The sequence below is a fragment of the Methylophilus sp. DMC16 genome (genome assembly GCF_056314045.1).
On record NZ_JBQUZC010000001.1, the window covers coordinates 553,022 to 569,419 of the forward strand.

The 16,398-nt window shown below is 51.8% G+C and carries 16 protein-coding genes; 13 read left to right on the forward strand and 3 right to left on the reverse strand.

Features of this window, described 5'->3' with window-relative positions:
- Positions 1–2: 2 nt before the first annotated feature.
- On the reverse strand, positions 3–494 hold the full coding sequence (locus ACT53D_RS02740) for an RNA polymerase sigma factor (protein ID WP_194747977.1): 492 nt from the start codon (positions 492–494) through the stop codon (positions 3–5).
- Positions 495–757: 263 nt separating this feature from the next.
- Between ACT53D_RS02740 and metG the strand changes: the two genes are divergently transcribed.
- From metG to ACT53D_RS02785, 9 genes are all read left to right on the forward strand, one after another.
- Positions 758–2,809 carry a methionine--tRNA ligase gene (gene metG / locus ACT53D_RS02745; RefSeq protein ID WP_476154370.1) on the forward strand — a complete coding sequence of 684 codons (2,052 nt, stop codon included), beginning with the start codon at positions 758–760 and terminating at the stop codon, positions 2,807–2,809.
- 186 nt (positions 2,810–2,995) lie between these two features.
- Positions 2,996–5,284, forward strand: a complete 2,289-nt coding sequence (locus ACT53D_RS02750; protein ID WP_476154372.1) for a heavy metal translocating P-type ATPase — start codon at positions 2,996–2,998, stop codon at positions 5,282–5,284.
- Between the two features lie 10 nt (positions 5,285–5,294).
- On the forward strand, positions 5,295–5,432 hold the full coding sequence (gene ccoS, locus ACT53D_RS02755; protein ID WP_194747968.1) for a cbb3-type cytochrome oxidase assembly protein CcoS: 138 nt from the start codon (positions 5,295–5,297) through the stop codon (positions 5,430–5,432).
- Between the two features lie 141 nt (positions 5,433–5,573).
- On the forward strand, positions 5,574–7,010 hold the full coding sequence (gene ccoN / locus ACT53D_RS02760) for a cytochrome-c oxidase, cbb3-type subunit I (RefSeq protein ID WP_194747965.1): 1,437 nt from the start codon (positions 5,574–5,576) through the stop codon (positions 7,008–7,010).
- Positions 7,011–7,020: 10 nt separating this feature from the next.
- Positions 7,021–7,647 carry a cytochrome-c oxidase, cbb3-type subunit II gene (ccoO, locus tag ACT53D_RS02765; RefSeq protein ID WP_194747962.1) on the forward strand — a complete coding sequence of 209 codons (627 nt, stop codon included), beginning with the start codon at positions 7,021–7,023 and terminating at the stop codon, positions 7,645–7,647.
- A gap of 11 nt (positions 7,648–7,658) precedes the next feature.
- The gene (locus ACT53D_RS02770; RefSeq protein ID WP_194747960.1) at positions 7,659–7,796 is read left to right on the forward strand and encodes a cbb3-type cytochrome oxidase subunit 3; all 138 of its coding nucleotides are present in this window, start codon (positions 7,659–7,661) and stop codon (positions 7,794–7,796) included.
- Positions 7,797–7,826: 30 nt separating this feature from the next.
- Positions 7,827–8,723 carry a cytochrome-c oxidase, cbb3-type subunit III gene (gene ccoP, locus ACT53D_RS02775; protein ID WP_194747958.1) on the forward strand — a complete coding sequence of 299 codons (897 nt, stop codon included), beginning with the start codon at positions 7,827–7,829 and terminating at the stop codon, positions 8,721–8,723.
- 17 nt (positions 8,724–8,740) lie between these two features.
- Positions 8,741–10,186: a cytochrome c oxidase accessory protein CcoG gene (ccoG, locus tag ACT53D_RS02780; RefSeq protein WP_476154375.1), complete on the forward strand. Its 1,446-nt coding sequence runs from the start codon at positions 8,741–8,743 to the stop codon at positions 10,184–10,186.
- 92 nt (positions 10,187–10,278) lie between these two features.
- A complete protein-coding gene (locus ACT53D_RS02785) occupies positions 10,279–10,500 on the forward strand; it encodes a FixH family protein (RefSeq protein WP_228518788.1) in 222 nt (73 codons plus the stop codon).
- A 79-nt stretch (positions 10,501–10,579) separates the two neighbouring features.
- Here the strand turns inward: ACT53D_RS02785 and ACT53D_RS02790 are convergent, their stop codons facing one another.
- Both ACT53D_RS02790 and fnr read right to left on the reverse strand, forming a co-directional pair.
- The gene (locus ACT53D_RS02790; protein WP_476154377.1) at positions 10,580–11,434 is read right to left on the reverse strand and encodes a radical SAM protein; all 855 of its coding nucleotides are present in this window, start codon (positions 11,432–11,434) and stop codon (positions 10,580–10,582) included.
- Positions 11,435–11,464: 30 nt separating this feature from the next.
- Positions 11,465–12,184 (reverse strand): fumarate/nitrate reduction transcriptional regulator Fnr, encoded by a 720-nt coding sequence (fnr, locus tag ACT53D_RS02795; RefSeq protein WP_194747950.1) that lies wholly within the window; start codon positions 12,182–12,184, stop codon positions 11,465–11,467.
- 237 nt (positions 12,185–12,421) lie between these two features.
- Here fnr and hemN point away from each other — a divergent pair, with 237 nt between their 5' ends.
- From hemN to ACT53D_RS02815, 4 genes are all read left to right on the forward strand, one after another.
- On the forward strand, positions 12,422–13,807 hold the full coding sequence (hemN, locus tag ACT53D_RS02800) for an oxygen-independent coproporphyrinogen III oxidase (protein WP_194748455.1): 1,386 nt from the start codon (positions 12,422–12,424) through the stop codon (positions 13,805–13,807).
- Positions 13,808–13,816: 9 nt separating this feature from the next.
- Entirely contained in the window at positions 13,817–14,533 is a 717-nt protein-coding gene (locus tag ACT53D_RS02805) for a sulfite exporter TauE/SafE family protein (protein ID WP_476154379.1), read from the forward strand.
- Positions 14,534–14,655: 122 nt separating this feature from the next.
- Entirely contained in the window at positions 14,656–15,498 is an 843-nt protein-coding gene (locus ACT53D_RS02810) for a DNA ligase (RefSeq protein ID WP_476154381.1), read from the forward strand.
- A 22-nt stretch (positions 15,499–15,520) separates the two neighbouring features.
- Positions 15,521–15,940 carry a hypothetical protein gene (locus ACT53D_RS02815; protein WP_476154383.1) on the forward strand — a complete coding sequence of 140 codons (420 nt, stop codon included), beginning with the start codon at positions 15,521–15,523 and terminating at the stop codon, positions 15,938–15,940.
- Positions 15,941–16,398: the final 458 nt, after the last annotated feature.

The window sequence follows — 16,398 nt, forward strand, 5'->3', positions numbered from 1 at the left end:
GCTTATTTGAGAAACTGCTCGCGCGCCGCACGCAGGTCTAGCAAGGCGCGGATCAGGTGGCGTTCGACCATGTTGAGGCTAATGTTGAGTTGCGTTGCAATGTCTTTTTGCGCATGGCCTTCAATGCGGTACATGACAAACACCTGGCGGCATTTGGGCGGTAGGTCCTGAATGATTTGGGTGACCAGTTCCAGCCGTTGTTTGATGTCTGCCAGATGTTCGACGGAAATCGTGACGGGTTCTTCCAAGTCTGCCTGTTGCTGATACTCGGCAAAATAACGTTCTTTACGGTAATGCTCAAGCAGCAGATTTTGTACGATGGTGCGCAAATAGGCATGCGGTTCTTGCCCGCGGTTGGGGCTGGTGGTCAGGGCAAAGCGCAGAAAGCCATCATGCAAAATATCCTTGGCATGATGCTGGCATTGCGTTTTACGGCGGATGCCGGGTAGCAACGTGCTATATGCCCAATGAAGATTAATGCCATGCCATAACATGCGAATTTGCCAGTAAGGTGAACTTGTTTGGCATCAGGCAAGGATTGTACCGTGTAGCCAGCATGGGCTAACTTGTTGTTTTTGATGAATTTTATAAATTCAAGCTGTGACTTTGGCTGTGAAGATATGGTTGATATCAACCATGTTGGTTTAAATGAGCCAGGGAGTGATGACCGGTTTGCTCACAAACATTATCTGCCGCTGGCATCGCTGAAATGCTGCATGGTTTGCTAAAATAGTCGTTTTATTTTGATCTGGCTGACATGACACGCAAACTTCTGGTGACCTCCGCCTTGCCTTATGCCAATGGCAGTATCCATCTGGGCCATTTGGTTGAATACATTCAAACCGATATCTGGGTGCGTTTTCACAAGATGCAGGGGCATACCGTGCATTATGTTTGCGCGGATGATACGCATGGCACGCCGATTATGTTGCGTGCTGAAAAAGAGGGCATTACCCCTGAGGCGTTGATTGAGAAAGTCCACGCTGAGCACAGCCAGGATTTTGCCGAATTTTTGGTGCAGTTTGATAACTACTATTCCACCAACTCGCAAGAAAACCGCGAACTGGCCTCTGGCATTTACAAGGCGCTCAAGGCCAACGGCAAAATCGCCAGCAAAACCATAGAGCAATATTTTGACCCGGTGAAAAGTATGTTTTTGCCGGATCGCTTTATCAAAGGCGAGTGCCCCAAGTGCCACGCCAAAGACCAGTATGGCGATAACTGTGAAGTGTGCGGTGCGACCTACAGCCCGACCGATTTGCTGAATCCCTATTCTGCCGTTTCTGGTGCGACGCCAGTACGCAAAGAGACCGAACACTACTTCTTCAAGCTTAGTGAATGTGCAGACTTTTTGCGTGACTGGACACGATCTGGCACTTTGCAGGCCGAAGCGGCTAACAAGATGAGCGAGTGGGTAGGCGAGGCGGGCGAGAATAAGCTCTCCGATTGGGATATTTCGCGCGATGCGCCTTATTTTGGCTTTGAAATCCCGGATGCGCCAGGCAAGTATTTTTATGTCTGGCTGGATGCGCCAATTGGCTACATGGCCAGCTTCAAAAATCTGTGTGCCAAAGCTGGTTTGGACTTTGATGAGTACTGGAAAAAGGATTCTTCGACCGAGCTGTATCACTTTATCGGCAAGGATATCCTGTATTTTCATGCCTTGTTCTGGCCAGCCACGCTGGAATATTCCGGTCACCGCACGCCTACGCAGGTGTTTGCGCATGGCTTTTTGACTGTGAACGGCGAAAAAATGTCCAAGTCGCGCGGCACGTTTATCACGGCTCGCAGCTACCTCGAACATGTCAAAAATCCTGAATACTTGCGCTACTACTATGCCGCTAAACTGAATGGCAGCATGGAAGATATCGATCTCAACCTGGAAGATTTTGTTGCCCGGGTGAATAGTGATCTGGTGGGTAAATATATCAATATCGCCAGCCGCACGGCCGGCTTTATTGCCAAAAAATTCGATCACCAAGTGATTGCAGCGCAGCATGCTGTGATTGATGAAATGCGCGCCGCCGCGCCTGTGATTGCCGAAGCCTATGCCGCGCGTGATTTTGCGCGTGCTTTGCGTGAAATCATGAAGCTGACCGATGCCGCGAATGGCTATGTCGCCGAAGCGGCGCCGTGGGTGGTGGCTAAAGACGAAAACAAGGCGGCTGAGCTGCATACCATTTGCAGTAATGCGCTGGAAATGTTCCGCCTGTTGACCATTTATCTGAAGCCGGTGTTACCAAATATCGCCAGTGCGGTGGAGGCTTTCTTGAACGTGCCAGCCTTGCAATGGTCACATGTGAACCAAGGCCTGGCTGCGCAAACAATCCAGGCATATAGTCATATGGTGACGCGTTTGGAGGCCAAGCAAATTGAAGCCATGGTGGAAGCCAATAAAGAAAGCCTGCAAGCGGCAGCGCCTGCCAAAGCTGAAGTAAAGGTAGAAGCGAAAGCCGAAGCCAAGGCGGCAGAAGAGGGTGCGTATATCTCGATTGATGACTTTGGCAAGGTGGATTTGCGGATTGCAAAAATTGTCAACGCCGAGCACGTAGAGGGTGCAGAGAAGTTACTCAAGCTGCAACTCGATATTGGCGAAGAGAAGCCGCGTCAGGTGTTTGCCGGTATCAAGTCTGCTTATGACCCGGCGACGCTGGTGGGGCGGTTGACTGTGATGGTGGCTAACCTGGCACCACGCAAAATGAAGTTTGGCATGAGTGAGGGCATGGTGCTGGCCGCCAGCGATGAGCGGGGTGGGCCTTATATCCTCTCACCTGACAGTGGTGCGCAAGCGGGGATGCGTGTGAAATAATGGTTGCATGCGCATCAGGCGGTTTTCTTGGGCTGTCATGGACGCGATGTTTGCGCCAAATCAACAAAGAGAAGATCGTTTGCTGCTTTAATGACGGCTTGAAAAGTTCGCTAACACATTGATTTATATTATATTCAATCATATAATATAAAGTTATAGATTGTTTCACGGATGCTCCATCACCCAATGGCAACCCCTTTAGCAGTGAGCAGTGCAAATCCCTGGCAGGGGCTGGATGTCCAGTCCGAGTGGGAGCGGTTTAGTCAGCGTGATGCTTCTGCCAACGAGGTGTGGACCTCGCATGTCTGGGTTGATAGCATGCATTGTGCCGCCTGCAGCGGCCGCATTGAGCAGACATTGAAACAAATGCGTGGTGTGCTGGCTGTGCATGCCAGTGCCGCTTCCAAGCGCGTCCGTGTGGTATGGGATGCGCATCAAACCTCCCCCTCGCAATGGTTTGCCGGTCTTAACGAGATTGGCTACCCAGCGCTTCCGCTTAACGAATACAACGCCATCAGCGACAGAACCGTGCAGCAGCGCAAGATGCTGTGGCGGCTGGTGGTCGCCGTCTTCTGCATGATGCAGGTCATGATGTATGCCTATCCGACTTATTGGACCGGCAGTAATGACATGGCGCCTGACATGGTGCAGTTGATGAAGTGGGCGTCCTGGGTGCTGACACTGCCCGTGATGCTGTTTTCTGCGACGCCGTTTCTCTCCCAAGCCTGGAACAGTCTCAAGCAACGCCAGTTAGGTATGGATGTGCCGGTGTCACTGGGCATATTGGCTGCCTTTATCATGAGTACGCTGGCCACATTTGTGCCGGGTGGCTGGTGGGGCGATGTGGTCTATTACGATTCTCTGACCATGTTTGTCAGCTTTTTGCTGGTTGGCCGCTGGCTGGATGTGAAGCTGCGCAACCGCACGGCAGGCGCGCTGGAAAACATGATGCGTCGCTTGCCACATGCGGTTCTCAAGAAGAATGAAGCAGGCGAGTGGGTGCAAATCGCCGCCAGCAATATCAATGTGGGTGATGTGCTATATGTGCGCCCTGGTGAAGTGTTTGCCGCCGACGGCAAGGTGCTGGTAGGCAATACCAGTGCCGATGAATCCATGCTGACTGGCGAGTCAGATCCAGTATTGAAACCTGCCGGTGCGACTGTGATTGCCGGTTCGGGTAACCTGACTTCGGCGATTGAAATGCAGGTGGAGCAGGTGGGGGAGGGTACGCAGTATCATGCGCTGGTGAACCTGATGGCCTCTGCTTCAACCGAGAAACCTGGCATCGCCTTGCTGGCTGATAAAGTGGCGCAACCCTTCTTGTGGGGCGTGCTGCTGGCCGCGCTGTATGCCTTGGTTTTCTGGTGGACCACCGATCCGGCCAAAGCGATTATGTCAGCAGTGGCGGTGCTGGTAGTGACTTGCCCTTGTGCCTTGTCGCTGGCAACGCCTGCGGCCATGCTGGCCAGTGCGGGTACCTTTGCCAAAGGCGGGGTGCTGATCCGCCGTCTGCAGGCGATTCAGGCCCTCAGCGAAATTGACACCATTGTATTTGATAAAACCGGAACCCTGACCGAGAGCTTGCAAGAGGTCAGCGCGGTCGAAATGGCCGCCGGACAAGACCATCAGTGGTTGCTGGATGTGATTGCCAGCATGAGCCGTGATTCCCTGCATCCGGTGGCGCAGGCCTTGCATGTATTTGCCACCCGGCAAGACGCGAGTGACCAGCTGGAGATGCAGGACTGGCAAGAAATTGTGGGGGGTGGCATGTCTGCGACCTTGATCACACAGTCTGGTGATTCCATGCCATTAAAATTGGGCAATGCTGAATTTTGCGGGATCACGGTCAAGCCGGAACACGAGGCGTTGCGAGTGGTCTATCTGGCTAGCAATGGCCAAATGTTGGCGACATTAGCGTTGTCTGAGCAAGTGAAGCCACACGCCAAGGCGGCTGTTTCACAATTAATTGCATCCGGGCTTGATATTCAACTGTTATCTGGTGATAGAATAGCGGCCGTTAAAAACCTTGCATCACAACTGGGTATCCAGCGAGCCGCAGGGTTACAAAAAGCAGAAGATAAGCTGCAGCATGTCAAGCAGCTGCAACAACAGGGGCGGAAAGTGTTGATGGTAGGTGATGGTTTGAATGACGGCCCTGTCATTGCAGCAGCGCATACTTCTATTGCAATGGGTTCCGGCGTCCCTTTGACGCAGGCACAGGCCGATATGGTAGTGTTGGGCAATGATATCGGCGTGCTGGTTTCGCTCATTTCACACTGCAAAAAAACCATCCTCATCGTAAAACAGAATTTGTTGTGGGCGGCGTTGTATAACGCGGCCGGTGTGCCTTTGGCGATTATGGGGCTGTTGCCTGCCTGGTTAGCCGGGTTGGGGATGGCGGCCAGTTCGTTACTGGTACTGTTAAATGCATTGCGATTGACCGACTGGGATAAGTCGGCCTGGCAGAAAGGTTAGGCATCGCTCAATGGAAATTGCATACTTACTGATTCCACTGGCAGTGTTGCTGGTGTTTGTGATTTTGGGTGGCTTGTGGTGGGCCATTCAAACCGGGCAATTTGAAGACCTTGAGGAAGAGGGGTCCAGAATTCTCGAGCAGGATTAGGAATTCTCAAGCAAGAACGGGGATTCTTAAGCAGTATTGATGTGAGTCAAATCAAATTTGTGACATCTCTGAGAATATCAGGGTGAACAACTAGAAGTTTTTTTAGTGTTGGGTGTTTGTTTTAATCATTGGGAGAAATCCATGCAAAATGCAACCGTGAAGGCTGCGACCTACAACGATAGTGTAGTCCGCCAGTTCGCAATCATGGCAGTGGTTTGGGGTGTTGTGGGTACACTGATGGGCGTGATTATTGCGTCCCAGCTGGTGTGGCCAGAGCTGAACCTGGGCCTGCCGTTTACCTCTTTTGGCCGTTTGAGACCACTGCATACCAATGCAGTGATTTTCGCGTTTGGTGGCTGTGCTTTATTTGCTACCTCGTACTATGTTGTTCAGCGTACCTGTCAGACACGTTTGTTCAGCGACAAGTTGTCCAGCTTCACCTTCTGGGGCTGGCAGGCTGTTATCGTGGCTGCTGCCATTTCTCTGCCTTTGGGTTACACCCAAGGTAAGGAGTACGGCGAGCTGGAGTGGCCAATCGATATCCTGATTGCCTTGGTATGGATTGCTTATGCAGTCAACTTCTTCGGTACTATCGGTATCCGTAAAGTAAAGCATATCTATGTAGCTAACTGGTTCTACGGTGCATTTATTCTGGCAGTGGCTTTGTTGCACATCGTTGAAAGTGCTGCGATTCCTGCTGGTTTCATGAAGTCCTACTCTGCTTACGCCGGGGTACAGGATGCGATGGTGCAGTGGTGGTATGGTCACAACGCGGTAGGTTTCTTCCTGACTGCGGGCTTCCTGGGCATGATGTACTACTTTGTGCCTAAACAAGCCGAGCGTCCTGTCTACTCTTACAGCTTGTCTATCGTTCACTTCTGGGCACTGATCTTCACTTACATGTGGGCGGGTCCTCACCACCTGCATTACACTGCCTTGCCTGACTGGACACAGTCCTTGGGTATGGTGTTGTCTCTGATCCTGTTTGCACCAAGCTGGGGTGGCATGATCAACGGTATCATGACCTTGTCTGGCGCATGGCACAAACTGCGCACAGACCCAATCTTGCGTTTCCTGATCGTTTCCCTGTCTTTCTACGGTATGAGTACCTTTGAAGGTCCGATGATGGCGATCAAGACTGTGAACGCCTTGTCTCACTACACTGACTGGACCGTGGGTCACGTGCACTCTGGTGCGCTGGGCTGGGTTGGTTTCGTGTCTATCGGTTCCCTGTACTTCCTGATTCCACGTTTGTTTGGTCAAAAACAAATGTACAGCGTGAAAGCGATTGAAGTGCACTTCTGGATGGCAACCATCGGCGTGGTGTTGTACATCGCTGCATTGTGGATTTCCGGTGTGATGGAAGGTTTGATGTGGCGTGCCATGAACGCTGACGGTACATTGGCGTACACCTTCGTTGAAAGTGTGAAAGCCAAGTTCCCATACTACTTCACACGTGCATTGGGTGGTTTCCTGTACATGAGCGGTTTGATCATCATGTTGTGGAATACATATAAAACAGCAACTAACGGCAAAGCAGTCACTGTAGAAGTGCCAGCTGTGGTTGCTCACGCTTAAGGAATTCACTATGGCTACGCATCAAAACAATAGTGGCAATTTTCACGAAAAGATTGAAACCAGCAACTTCCTGCTGATCGTGCTGACCTTCATCACGATCTCGTTTGGTGGTCTGGTCGAAATCGTGCCTTTGTTCTTCCAGAAGTCAACCACAGAGCCTATCCGTGGTCTGGAGCCTTACAACGCGTTGCAACTGGCTGGCCGTGACATTTATCTGCGTGAAGGTTGCTACAACTGCCACTCACAGATGATTCGTCCTTTCCACGCTGAAACGCTGCGTTATGGTCATTACTCGGTTGCTGGTGAGTATGTTTATGATCACCCGTTCCAGTGGGGCAGTAAGCGTACGGGTCCTGACTTGCACCGTGTAGGGGGCAAGTATAGTGATGACTGGCACCGTGTGCACCTGCACAACCCACGTGATGTCGTTCCTGAGTCCATCATGCCAGCCTATCCATGGTTGGAAGAAAACCTGGTTGACGACAAAACCATTGGTGACCATATGGCTGCACTGCGTAAAGTTGGCGTGCCATACACCGACGCGCAGATCAAGGCTGCTGGGGATGAAATCAAAGGCAAAACCGAGCAGGACGCACTGGTGGCTTACCTGCAAGTGTTGGGTACACACCTGAAATAAGGAGACGCGCCATGGATATCAACATACTACGCATATTTTTTACAGTACTGAGTTTCGTCCTGTTTGTGGCAATTTTGATTTGGGCATGGCGCAATCGCAACTCCGCGCAATTCAAGGACGCGCAAAATCTGCCGTTCGACCAAGACTAAACACTGCGCGGAAAGGTTAAGGAAAACATCATGAATGATTTTGTAAATGGTTTTTGGCCGATCTGGATTTCGACCATTACCTTGGGCGGGATTGCTTTCTGTGTCGGTTTGCTGATTTTCGCAAGCCGTGTCAAAGTGCCTTTGGATAGCGATAACACCAATGGTCACGAATGGGATGGCATCAAGGAGATGAACAATCCGCTGCCAATGTGGTGGGTAGGGTTATTTATCATTACCGTAATTTTTGGCCTGACCTATCTGTACCTGTTCCCAGGCTTGGGGACTTACAATGGCAAGTTCGGCTGGTCGGAAGTCAAGCAGTACGAAGCTGAAGTGGCAAAGAACAATGCCAAGATCGCCCCGCTGTATGCCAAATATGCAGCCATGCCGGTAGAAGAAGTGGCCAAGATTCCTGAAGCCCGCGACATTGGTAAGCGTATTTTCTTGAACAACTGTGCTGCTTGTCATGGTTCTGACGCCAAAGGGAGCCGTGGCTTTCCTAACCTGACCGACAATGACTGGTTGTATGGTGGTTCACCTGATACGATCAAGTTGACTATCAACAATGGTCGTAATGGCATCATGCCTCCAATGGCTGCTGCTGTTGGTTCTGAAGAAGATGTGAAAAACGTCGCCAACTACGTATTGAGCTTGTCTGGCAGTATTCATGACTCTGGTCGTGCCAATGCCGGTAAAGAAAAATTTGTGGTGTGTGCTGCTTGCCATGGTCCAGAAGGTAAGGGCAACCAGGCGATTGGTGCACCTAACCTGACAGACAACATCTGGTTGCATGGTCAAGGTGAAGCCGCGATCATCAAGCGTATTCATGAAGGTAAAAACAACGTGATGCCAGCCTGGAAAGAAAAATTCAGCCCAGAGCAAATTCATCTGCTGACTGCTTATGTTTGGGGTCTTTCCAACAAATAGGCGAATGCAGATAACCCATGAGCGATATTAAACAAAACGCTGTGAACAAAACCACCATCCCTGAACAGGAGGTGGTTTTGTCACTTTATAAATCCGCAGATAAGATCTATGCCCGTAGCGTCTCCGGTATGTTCAATAACTGGCGCTGGGTCATGGTGTGGGCCACGCAACTGTTTTTTTATGGCGTACCCTGGTTACAATGGGATGGTCGTCAGGCCATGCTGTTTGACCTTGATGCCAAACGCTTTTATATCTTCGGCCTGATTTTTCATCCGCAGGACTTGATCTATCTGTCGTTTTTGCTGATTGTGTCTGCGCTGTCGCTGTTTCTGTTTACGGCCATTGCCGGTCGCTTGTGGTGTGGCTACACCTGTCCGCAAACGGTGTATACCGAGATTTACATGTGGATGGAAAATAAAATCGAAGGCGATCGTATCGCACGTATGCGCCTCGATGATAGCAAATGGAATCTGAACAAGCTCACGCGCAAATCGCTCAAGCAGTTTGCCTGGATCGCCTTTGGCTTGTGGACAGGCGTGACGTTTGTCGGTTATTTCTCCTCCATCCGCGAGCTGGTGCCCAACATTGTGAACTGGCAATTGGGTGGCTGGGAAACGTTCTGGATTTGCTTTTACGGCTTTGCCACCTATGGCAATGCAGGCTATATGCGTGAGCAAGTCTGTAAATATATGTGCCCCTATGCCCGCTTTCAGAGTGCCATGTTTGATGATGACACCATGATTGTGACCTATGACGAGGCACGCGGTGAACCGCGTGGTGCACGCTCTAAAAAAGCTGGCGAGAATGCCAATGGCCTGGGCAGTTGTATTGATTGCAGTATCTGTGTGCAAGTGTGTCCGACCGGAATTGATATCCGTAAAGGCTTGCAGTACGAGTGTATTGGTTGCGGTGCCTGTATTGATGCGTGCGACGATGTAATGGACAAAATGGGCTATGCCAAGGGCTTGATCAAATACTCCACGCAGAACGGCATCACCAACCGTTGGAGCCGTCAGCAAATGCTGCAACGTTTGCTACGCCCACGCGTGATTATTTATACAACGATTTTGTTGGCGCTCACCATCGGTATGGTGGTCAGTCTCTACTTCAAGCCTGATTTCAGGCTGGATGTGTTACGTGATCGTGCAGTCATGTCTCGCTACACTGATGAAGGCATGATTGAGAACGTGTATAACCTCAAGCTTGAAAATGATACCGAAGCCGTGCATGACTACGCATTGAAGGTCACGGGGCTCGAAGGCTTGGTGGTGCATTTTGCTGACGAGAATAGCCAGGACTTCAAAGGCTTGCGGCCGTTTGAGACACGCAATGTGGTGATTGAGCTAGAGTTGCCTGATGGGGTCACCAGAGCTGGTTCGCATAAAATCTTTTTCGAAATGACGGATTTACAAACCAGCGAAGCGGTCAAAGAAAAGTCGGTCTTTATTGTGCCGAGCAACTAATGGAGCAAAGATTGTCACAACACCAAGCACAGCAGAAACCGGCCGCTAAAGCGGTTGACCAGAAAAAATGGTATCACAACCCTTATGTCTGGATGATTATAGGCGGCCCTTCTGCCGTGATTGTGGCTTCATTCATCACCTTGTATCTGGCGATTACGCATCCTGATCCAGCGATTGATGATTACTACCGCAAGGGCATAGAAATCAACAAGACGCTGGATGCACAAGCGCAAGACGGCCAGACAGATGCCATGGCGCCCGCCATCCAGGCGCGTAACCATGCGCAGACCGGCCTGAAGCCTGCTGAACAGTAAACTGTCTGCCTGTCTCTCAGCGCTGACGCGCGTCTAAGACCTGATTCAGGCGCGAGCATTGCGGGTAGGAGATCAGCGTTTAGGCAAATAGGCGCACGTTGAAACCCTGCGTGCGCAAAGCCTCAGCATACTGCTGTAACAGCCGGATGTCTGGTGCTTGAATGCTGGCCAGCGTGTCTTGCTGGCTAGGTCTGGCGATGCCATACAACAAAATGCCTTCAATGTTCTCTTTAAGTGGTAGCAACGCCTGCACATAGCCGGCCAATGCGGGGGTGGTGACCAGTTGGTCCGCGATACGTCGCTGCATCACAGCGGTTTGCACCCAAGTCCGGCAAGCCATGCTGCAAGCCTGCAGCCGTTGCAGATGCAGGCTAAGTGGCAAACGCGCATCATTCACTGCCAGCATTTCTGCATCGTTGCCTGCGTCCAGCTTAAACCAGACTTCTCCCCCCATCTGTTGCAGTACCTTTAAGGCTTGCTGTGTCGTGGCCAGATGCATTTGGCTGCCATTGGTAATGAGCCTGACCCGTGCCGGACGGTCTGTTTGCGCTCTGTGGCTCAACAACCGCTCAACCAGTGCCAAGGCTTCAGGAAATTGCGGCGAGGTGGTCGGTTCGCCGTCTCCGGCAAAGGCAATATCCTGCACATCTTCCGTCAATATACGCTTTGCTGCGTGTAAGTGCTGGCTTAGCCAGTGCAGGCAGGCGCTTAATTCTTGTTGCAGTTGGTCCAAGTCAATGGCAGGGGAGGGGCCGCGATGCAGCCCCGGCACCTGGCAATAAATGCAATGCCAGTTGCAGCATTGATTCGGGTGCAGGTTGATGCCGATGGAAAGGCCCTGCGCACGGCGGGACCAGACAGGATAAATATATTGCCAGGCTTGTTGCGCGGCCATACGCTGTAAGGCCTCAAATAGAGACGAAGGCAGTGGCATCCCTCAGCGCTTACAGACGTCAGCAACCGCCTAGCAGGTGCTGGCGTTGAAGATGGTTTTAAGCTTTTCGTGGTCTAGAATACGGATATTCTTTTGCTTGACCTCGATAATGCCTTCATCACTAAATTTGGAGAAAGTGCGGCTCACTGTTTCCAGTTTCATGCCCAGGTAGCTGCCGATCTCTTCACGCGTCATGCGTAAAATCAATTCACTTTTGGAGTAGCCACGTGCATGCAGGCGCTGCAGCAAATTGAGCAGAAACGCCGCCAGGCGTTCTTCGGCGCGCATATTGGCCAACAACATCATGACGCCGTTTTCGCGCACGATCTCGCGGCTCATGATTTTGTGCACATGGCGTTGCAAGACAGGAATCTCACGCGACAGGTCTTCGACATGATTGAAGGGCATGACACAGACCTCAGCGTCCTCGAGGGCAATGGCGTTACAGTTGTGCTTGTCACTGACAATGCCATCCAAGCCCATGATTTCACCGGCCATCTGAAAGCCGGTGACTTGTTCACGGCCATCTTCCGAAACGACGCAAGTCTTGAAAAACCCAGTGCGGATCGCATAAAGCGTGGTGAAAGCATCGCCACTGCTATACAAGTGACCGCCTTGCTTGATCTTTTTACGGGTGGCAACCATGCCATCCAGTTTAGTCATTTCATCTGTGCTCAAGCCTACCGGCAGGCACAGTTCACGCAAGTTACAATTGGAGCAGGCAACCTTGAAACTGGATTCTGCTTGCATGGAGGGCGTCCTTGACTGACGTTGAACATGCGGCAAATTATACGCCTCTTCGGTTGCGATTTCATTGAACATGGTGTGACCTCTTCCTTTTGTATTTAGGCGCATTATGCAGCAGGCGACGCAAGCTGCATTTGACGTGTGTCAAAAAGCCCTGCATTGGTTTATGGCACAGTAGCGCCAGATGAACCCGTAAAGTCCAGTTTCGGGATACTGATAGGAAAGAATTTGCCAGAAACCATGAACTCCCCGTTGCTGATTACTCAAGAGCATATTGAGCGCTATGACGTCTCCGGGCCTCGTTATACCTCTTATCCGACAGCAGACCGCTTTGTTGAGGCGTTTGACGCCGCTGCTTATCTCAAGGCGGCCGAGCAGCGCAATATCAGCAACTGGACGCAGCCGCTCTCGTTGTATGTGCATATCCCGTTTTGTGCCTCGCTGTGTTTTTATTGTGCATGCAACAAGATAGTCACCAAGCGCTATGAGCAAGGCGCGGTTTACCTCAACTACCTGCAACGCGAGCTTGATTTGCACTTGGACAAGTTTGCCAAAAAGCAAACCGTCAACCAGTTGCATCTGGGCGGGGGCACGCCGACGTTTCTCAATGATGCCGAGTTGACCCAACTCATGCAGATGTTCAAGCAGGCGTTTGCCTTTGCCAAAGACGGTGAATACTCGATTGAAATTGATCCACGTACCGTCAATCAGCAACGCTTGCAACACTTGCGCGAGCTGGGCTTTAACCGCCTGAGTTTTGGCGTGCAAGACTTTGATGCCGAGGTACAGCAGGCCGTGCACCGGGTGCAGTCTTATGCGCAGGTTGAAAGCCTAATGCAACATGCGCGAGATCTGGGGTTTGCGTCTATTAATACCGACTTGATTTACGGCTTGCCCAAACAAACCCCGGCGACCTTCCGCCAGACCATCGCCCAGATCATTCAATTGCGGCCAGACCGTATCGCGTTATATGGCTACGCGCACTTGCCGTCACGTTTCAAGCCGCAACGCCGGATTTTGCAAGCAGACTTGCCGCATGCCGTAGATAAAATCCAAATGCTGTCAGAGGCGATTCAGCAGCTGATGCTGGCAGGCTATGTCTTTATCGGCATGGATCATTTTGCCTTGCCGGACGACCCGCTGGCGATTGCCAAGCAACAGGGCAGGTTGCACCGCAACTTTCAGGGTTACAGCACCATGGCTGATCAGGATATCCTGGCTTTGGGTGTCTCCGCGATTGGCAAGATCGGTGCTACCTACAGCCAGAATGCCAAAACCCTCGAAGAGTATTACGACTTTCTTGACCAAGGCCAGTTACCGATTGTGCGTGGGCTGGCATTAAGCCGCGATGACCTGATCCGCCGTGCCGTGATCATGGCGGTCATGTGCCATGGTGAACTGAGTTACGAATCCATTGAGTTGTCTTACATGGTCAATTTCAAGCAATATTTTCAGGCAGAAATTGCGCAATTGGCCGAGAAAGAGAAACAAGGCCTGGTCGTACTCGAAGACGATGGCCTGAAAGTCACCGAAATGGGCTGGTATTTTGTGCGCGCCATTGCCATGGTGTTTGACCGTTATTTGCAGCACGATGCCAACCGTGCAAGGTTTTCCAAAATCCTTTAAACTGCTGGCATGTTAGCCAGTTTACTCTTGACTGCTTTTGTCATGGGGCTGGCAGGCGGCCCGCACTGTGTGCTGATGTGTGGCGCTGCTTGCGGCGCCATGCAAACGCCGCCGAATCTTTCCAGTCCCCCGCGTTCCATCCCTCTGCGTGTCGTACAGACCATCCCCTGGAGTTTTTACCTGGGCCGTATGCTCGGCTATGGCTTGCTGGGCGCGATTGCTGCCGAAACCTTGCGCGGTTTGGCCTGGTTATCCAATCAGAGCCATCTGTTTCAACCATTGTGGACGTTCTCGCATACGCTGATCTTCGCCTGGGGCGTGTTGCTGCTTATCCTCGGCCGACAGCCACAATGGGCGGTGCAGCGGGCACAATTGGTCTGGGCATGGATCAAGCAACATACCAGGCATGCCAGGTCGGGCTATTTTGTGACCGGCATCGTCTGGGCCTTGCTACCTTGCGGCTTGCTGTACTCGGCGGTGATGCTGGCCTCCCTCCAGTCGCAATGGCTGCAAGGCGCACTGGTCATGATTGCCTTCGCGACCGGTTCCGCCACCATCCTCGCTTTGGCCCCCTTTTTCTGGCGCGCAGGCCAGCAAAGCCTGCCGCGCTGGTTCAGTGAAGCGGCAGGCATGCGCCTGAGTGGCGGCTTGCTGGTCGCCCTCAGCCTGGTGGCGCTGTGGATGGACGTCATGCATCACGACAAACTGTGGTGCCAGTTGTTATAGCCGTGTCTGATTGTTTGCACCAGCAGCCTCCAGAATGCTCGTTTTCGCCATCCGTGTATTGCCTACCTAGTTAAATTCCGCTAACTTACGATTGTTAAATTAAATTAACAATTGGGGCGGTGATGATGATATGGATGCGCATCTGTTTTTTACTGTGGCTGATCAGTCAGCCTAGCATGCCAGCCTATGCGCAGGTACCAGAAATCCTGCTGGCACAGGTTTACCACGAAGGCATCGCTGTCAACGACTACTTGGTCAGCGAAAAGCTGGACGGCATACGCGCCGTGTGGGATGGCAAAGAACTGATCAGTCGACAGGGCCATCCCATCCACGCGCCGGCCTGGTTTGTGCAAAAATTCCCCCAACAGCCCCTGGATGGTGAACTTTGGATCGCCCGTGCGCAATTTGAACGACTCTCTGCCACCGTGCGCCGCGCCCAGCCTGATGACGCGGAGTGGCGTCATGTGGCCTATTATGTGTTTGAACTGCCAATGGCCCCAGGCACTTTCACTCAACGTGCCCAGCACATCGAGCAACTGGTTACACGTCAGCAGAGCCCGTATCTCAAAGCCATCAAACAGTTTCGCGTGGCAGATGCCGCCGCCCTCAAACGCACGCTGGACTGGGTGGTGGCCCGCAAAGGCGAGGGCCTCATGTTGCATCAAGCCGATGCACCTTATCTGACCGGCCGCAGCCATGTGCTACTCAAACTCAAGCCACAGCTGGATGCCGAAGCCAAAGTCATCGCCTACGTGCCCGGCAAAGGTAAATACCAAGGTAAAATGGGCGCGTTACTGGTCGAAACCGCGCAAGGGATACGTTTTAAACTTGGCACCGGCTTTAAAGAGAGCGATCGCGCAAACCCGCCGCCGATCGGCAGCCAGGTGACCTATACCTACCGCGACCTCACCAAAAACGGCAAACCCAAATTTGCGCGCTTTGTGCGGGTACGGCCACCGGAATAATTGACACAGAAAGGATCACACAATGAAATGGATGCTTGGATTGGTCGGCGTTTTTGTTGCAATCAACGCCTATGCGCTGGATTTAAGTGGTGTTTACAGCTGCACTGGCGATGATGCGCATGAAGGCAAATACACTGGCACCGTCACCATGAAGTTACGCCCGGAACACAGCAAGGGTAAAGATGCCAGCTATGATTTTGAACTGGCTGTGCCGGACTATGGCACCTATAAAGGCCACGCTGCCGTGCACGGCATGCATGCGGCGATGCATTTTGCCTTGCCGATGGAAAATGGCGAATATGGCGGCAAGACGCATGATTATGGAACCGGGATTGCCGAGTTTAAGAAAAATGCCAAGGGGCAGTTGAGTTTTAGGAAGTTTTATTTTGAGCCTGGGTTTAAAGGTGGCAATACGGGAGTGGAGGAGTGTGTGAGGAAGTAATTTTTAGAATTTTAATTAGAGGTTTATGAATGTTGGATAGGTCATTTTCCTCTGTCGGCGAGTTAATTTCTTTGCCCTGCATCCCGTTCAATCTTAGGTGAAAAGTAGAAGTTGTAGGGTGGGCATGAATGCCCACGCGGATTGGTGTGTGTTGTATGTGATGTTCTGTTTCGCCTGTAGGCGAGTTACTTTTCTTTGCTTGCACAAAGATAAAGTAACCAAAAGAAAGTGCACCCCAACTTCCGCTTGTTTCCTGCGTTGCTCGGTTTAGGACTATCGTCCGTTGCTTTGCCGGACTTAGGCATAAGCGCTCGCAGAACTCATCCTAGCGGCCTGCACAAAACGCAGGCCACCGCGGGATTCGGACAGCCGCTCGCTCCATCTTATTTTGCCTGCGCTACTCGGCGCGGCAGATAGGGGCCCGAAAACCCATGAGCACCATCGATTGTGCATTGAAT

What these genes read in the sequence shown, in the direction of transcription:
- ACT53D_RS02805 (WP_476154379.1), top strand. Translation starts at nt 13,817, where the DNA reads ATGTTAGCCAGTTTACTCTTGACTGCTTTTGTCATGGGGCTGGCAGGC.
- ACT53D_RS02785 (WP_228518788.1), top strand. Translation starts at nt 10,279, where the DNA reads ATGATTATAGGCGGCCCTTCTGCCGTGATTGTGGCTTCATTCATCACC.
- ACT53D_RS02810 (WP_476154381.1), top strand. Translation starts at nt 14,656, where the DNA reads ATGATGATATGGATGCGCATCTGTTTTTTACTGTGGCTGATCAGTCAG.
- ACT53D_RS02740 (WP_194747977.1), bottom strand. Translation starts at nt 494, where the DNA reads ATGTTATGGCATGGCATTAATCTTCATTGGGCATATAGCACGTTGCTA.
- fnr (WP_194747950.1), bottom strand. Translation starts at nt 12,184, where the DNA reads ATGCAAGCAGAATCCAGTTTCAAGGTTGCCTGCTCCAATTGTAACTTG.
- ACT53D_RS02815 (WP_476154383.1), top strand. Translation starts at nt 15,521, where the DNA reads ATGAAATGGATGCTTGGATTGGTCGGCGTTTTTGTTGCAATCAACGCC.
- metG (WP_476154370.1), top strand. Translation starts at nt 758, where the DNA reads ATGACACGCAAACTTCTGGTGACCTCCGCCTTGCCTTATGCCAATGGC.
- ccoP (WP_194747958.1), top strand. Translation starts at nt 7,827, where the DNA reads ATGAATGATTTTGTAAATGGTTTTTGGCCGATCTGGATTTCGACCATT.
- hemN (WP_194748455.1), top strand. Translation starts at nt 12,422, where the DNA reads ATGAACTCCCCGTTGCTGATTACTCAAGAGCATATTGAGCGCTATGAC.
- ccoS (WP_194747968.1), top strand. Translation starts at nt 5,295, where the DNA reads ATGGAAATTGCATACTTACTGATTCCACTGGCAGTGTTGCTGGTGTTT.
- ACT53D_RS02750 (WP_476154372.1), top strand. Translation starts at nt 2,996, where the DNA reads ATGGCAACCCCTTTAGCAGTGAGCAGTGCAAATCCCTGGCAGGGGCTG.
- ccoG (WP_476154375.1), top strand. Translation starts at nt 8,741, where the DNA reads ATGAGCGATATTAAACAAAACGCTGTGAACAAAACCACCATCCCTGAA.
- ccoO (WP_194747962.1), top strand. Translation starts at nt 7,021, where the DNA reads ATGGCTACGCATCAAAACAATAGTGGCAATTTTCACGAAAAGATTGAA.
- ccoN (WP_194747965.1), top strand. Translation starts at nt 5,574, where the DNA reads ATGCAAAATGCAACCGTGAAGGCTGCGACCTACAACGATAGTGTAGTC.
- ACT53D_RS02790 (WP_476154377.1), bottom strand. Translation starts at nt 11,434, where the DNA reads ATGCCACTGCCTTCGTCTCTATTTGAGGCCTTACAGCGTATGGCCGCG.
- ACT53D_RS02770 (WP_194747960.1), top strand. Translation starts at nt 7,659, where the DNA reads ATGGATATCAACATACTACGCATATTTTTTACAGTACTGAGTTTCGTC.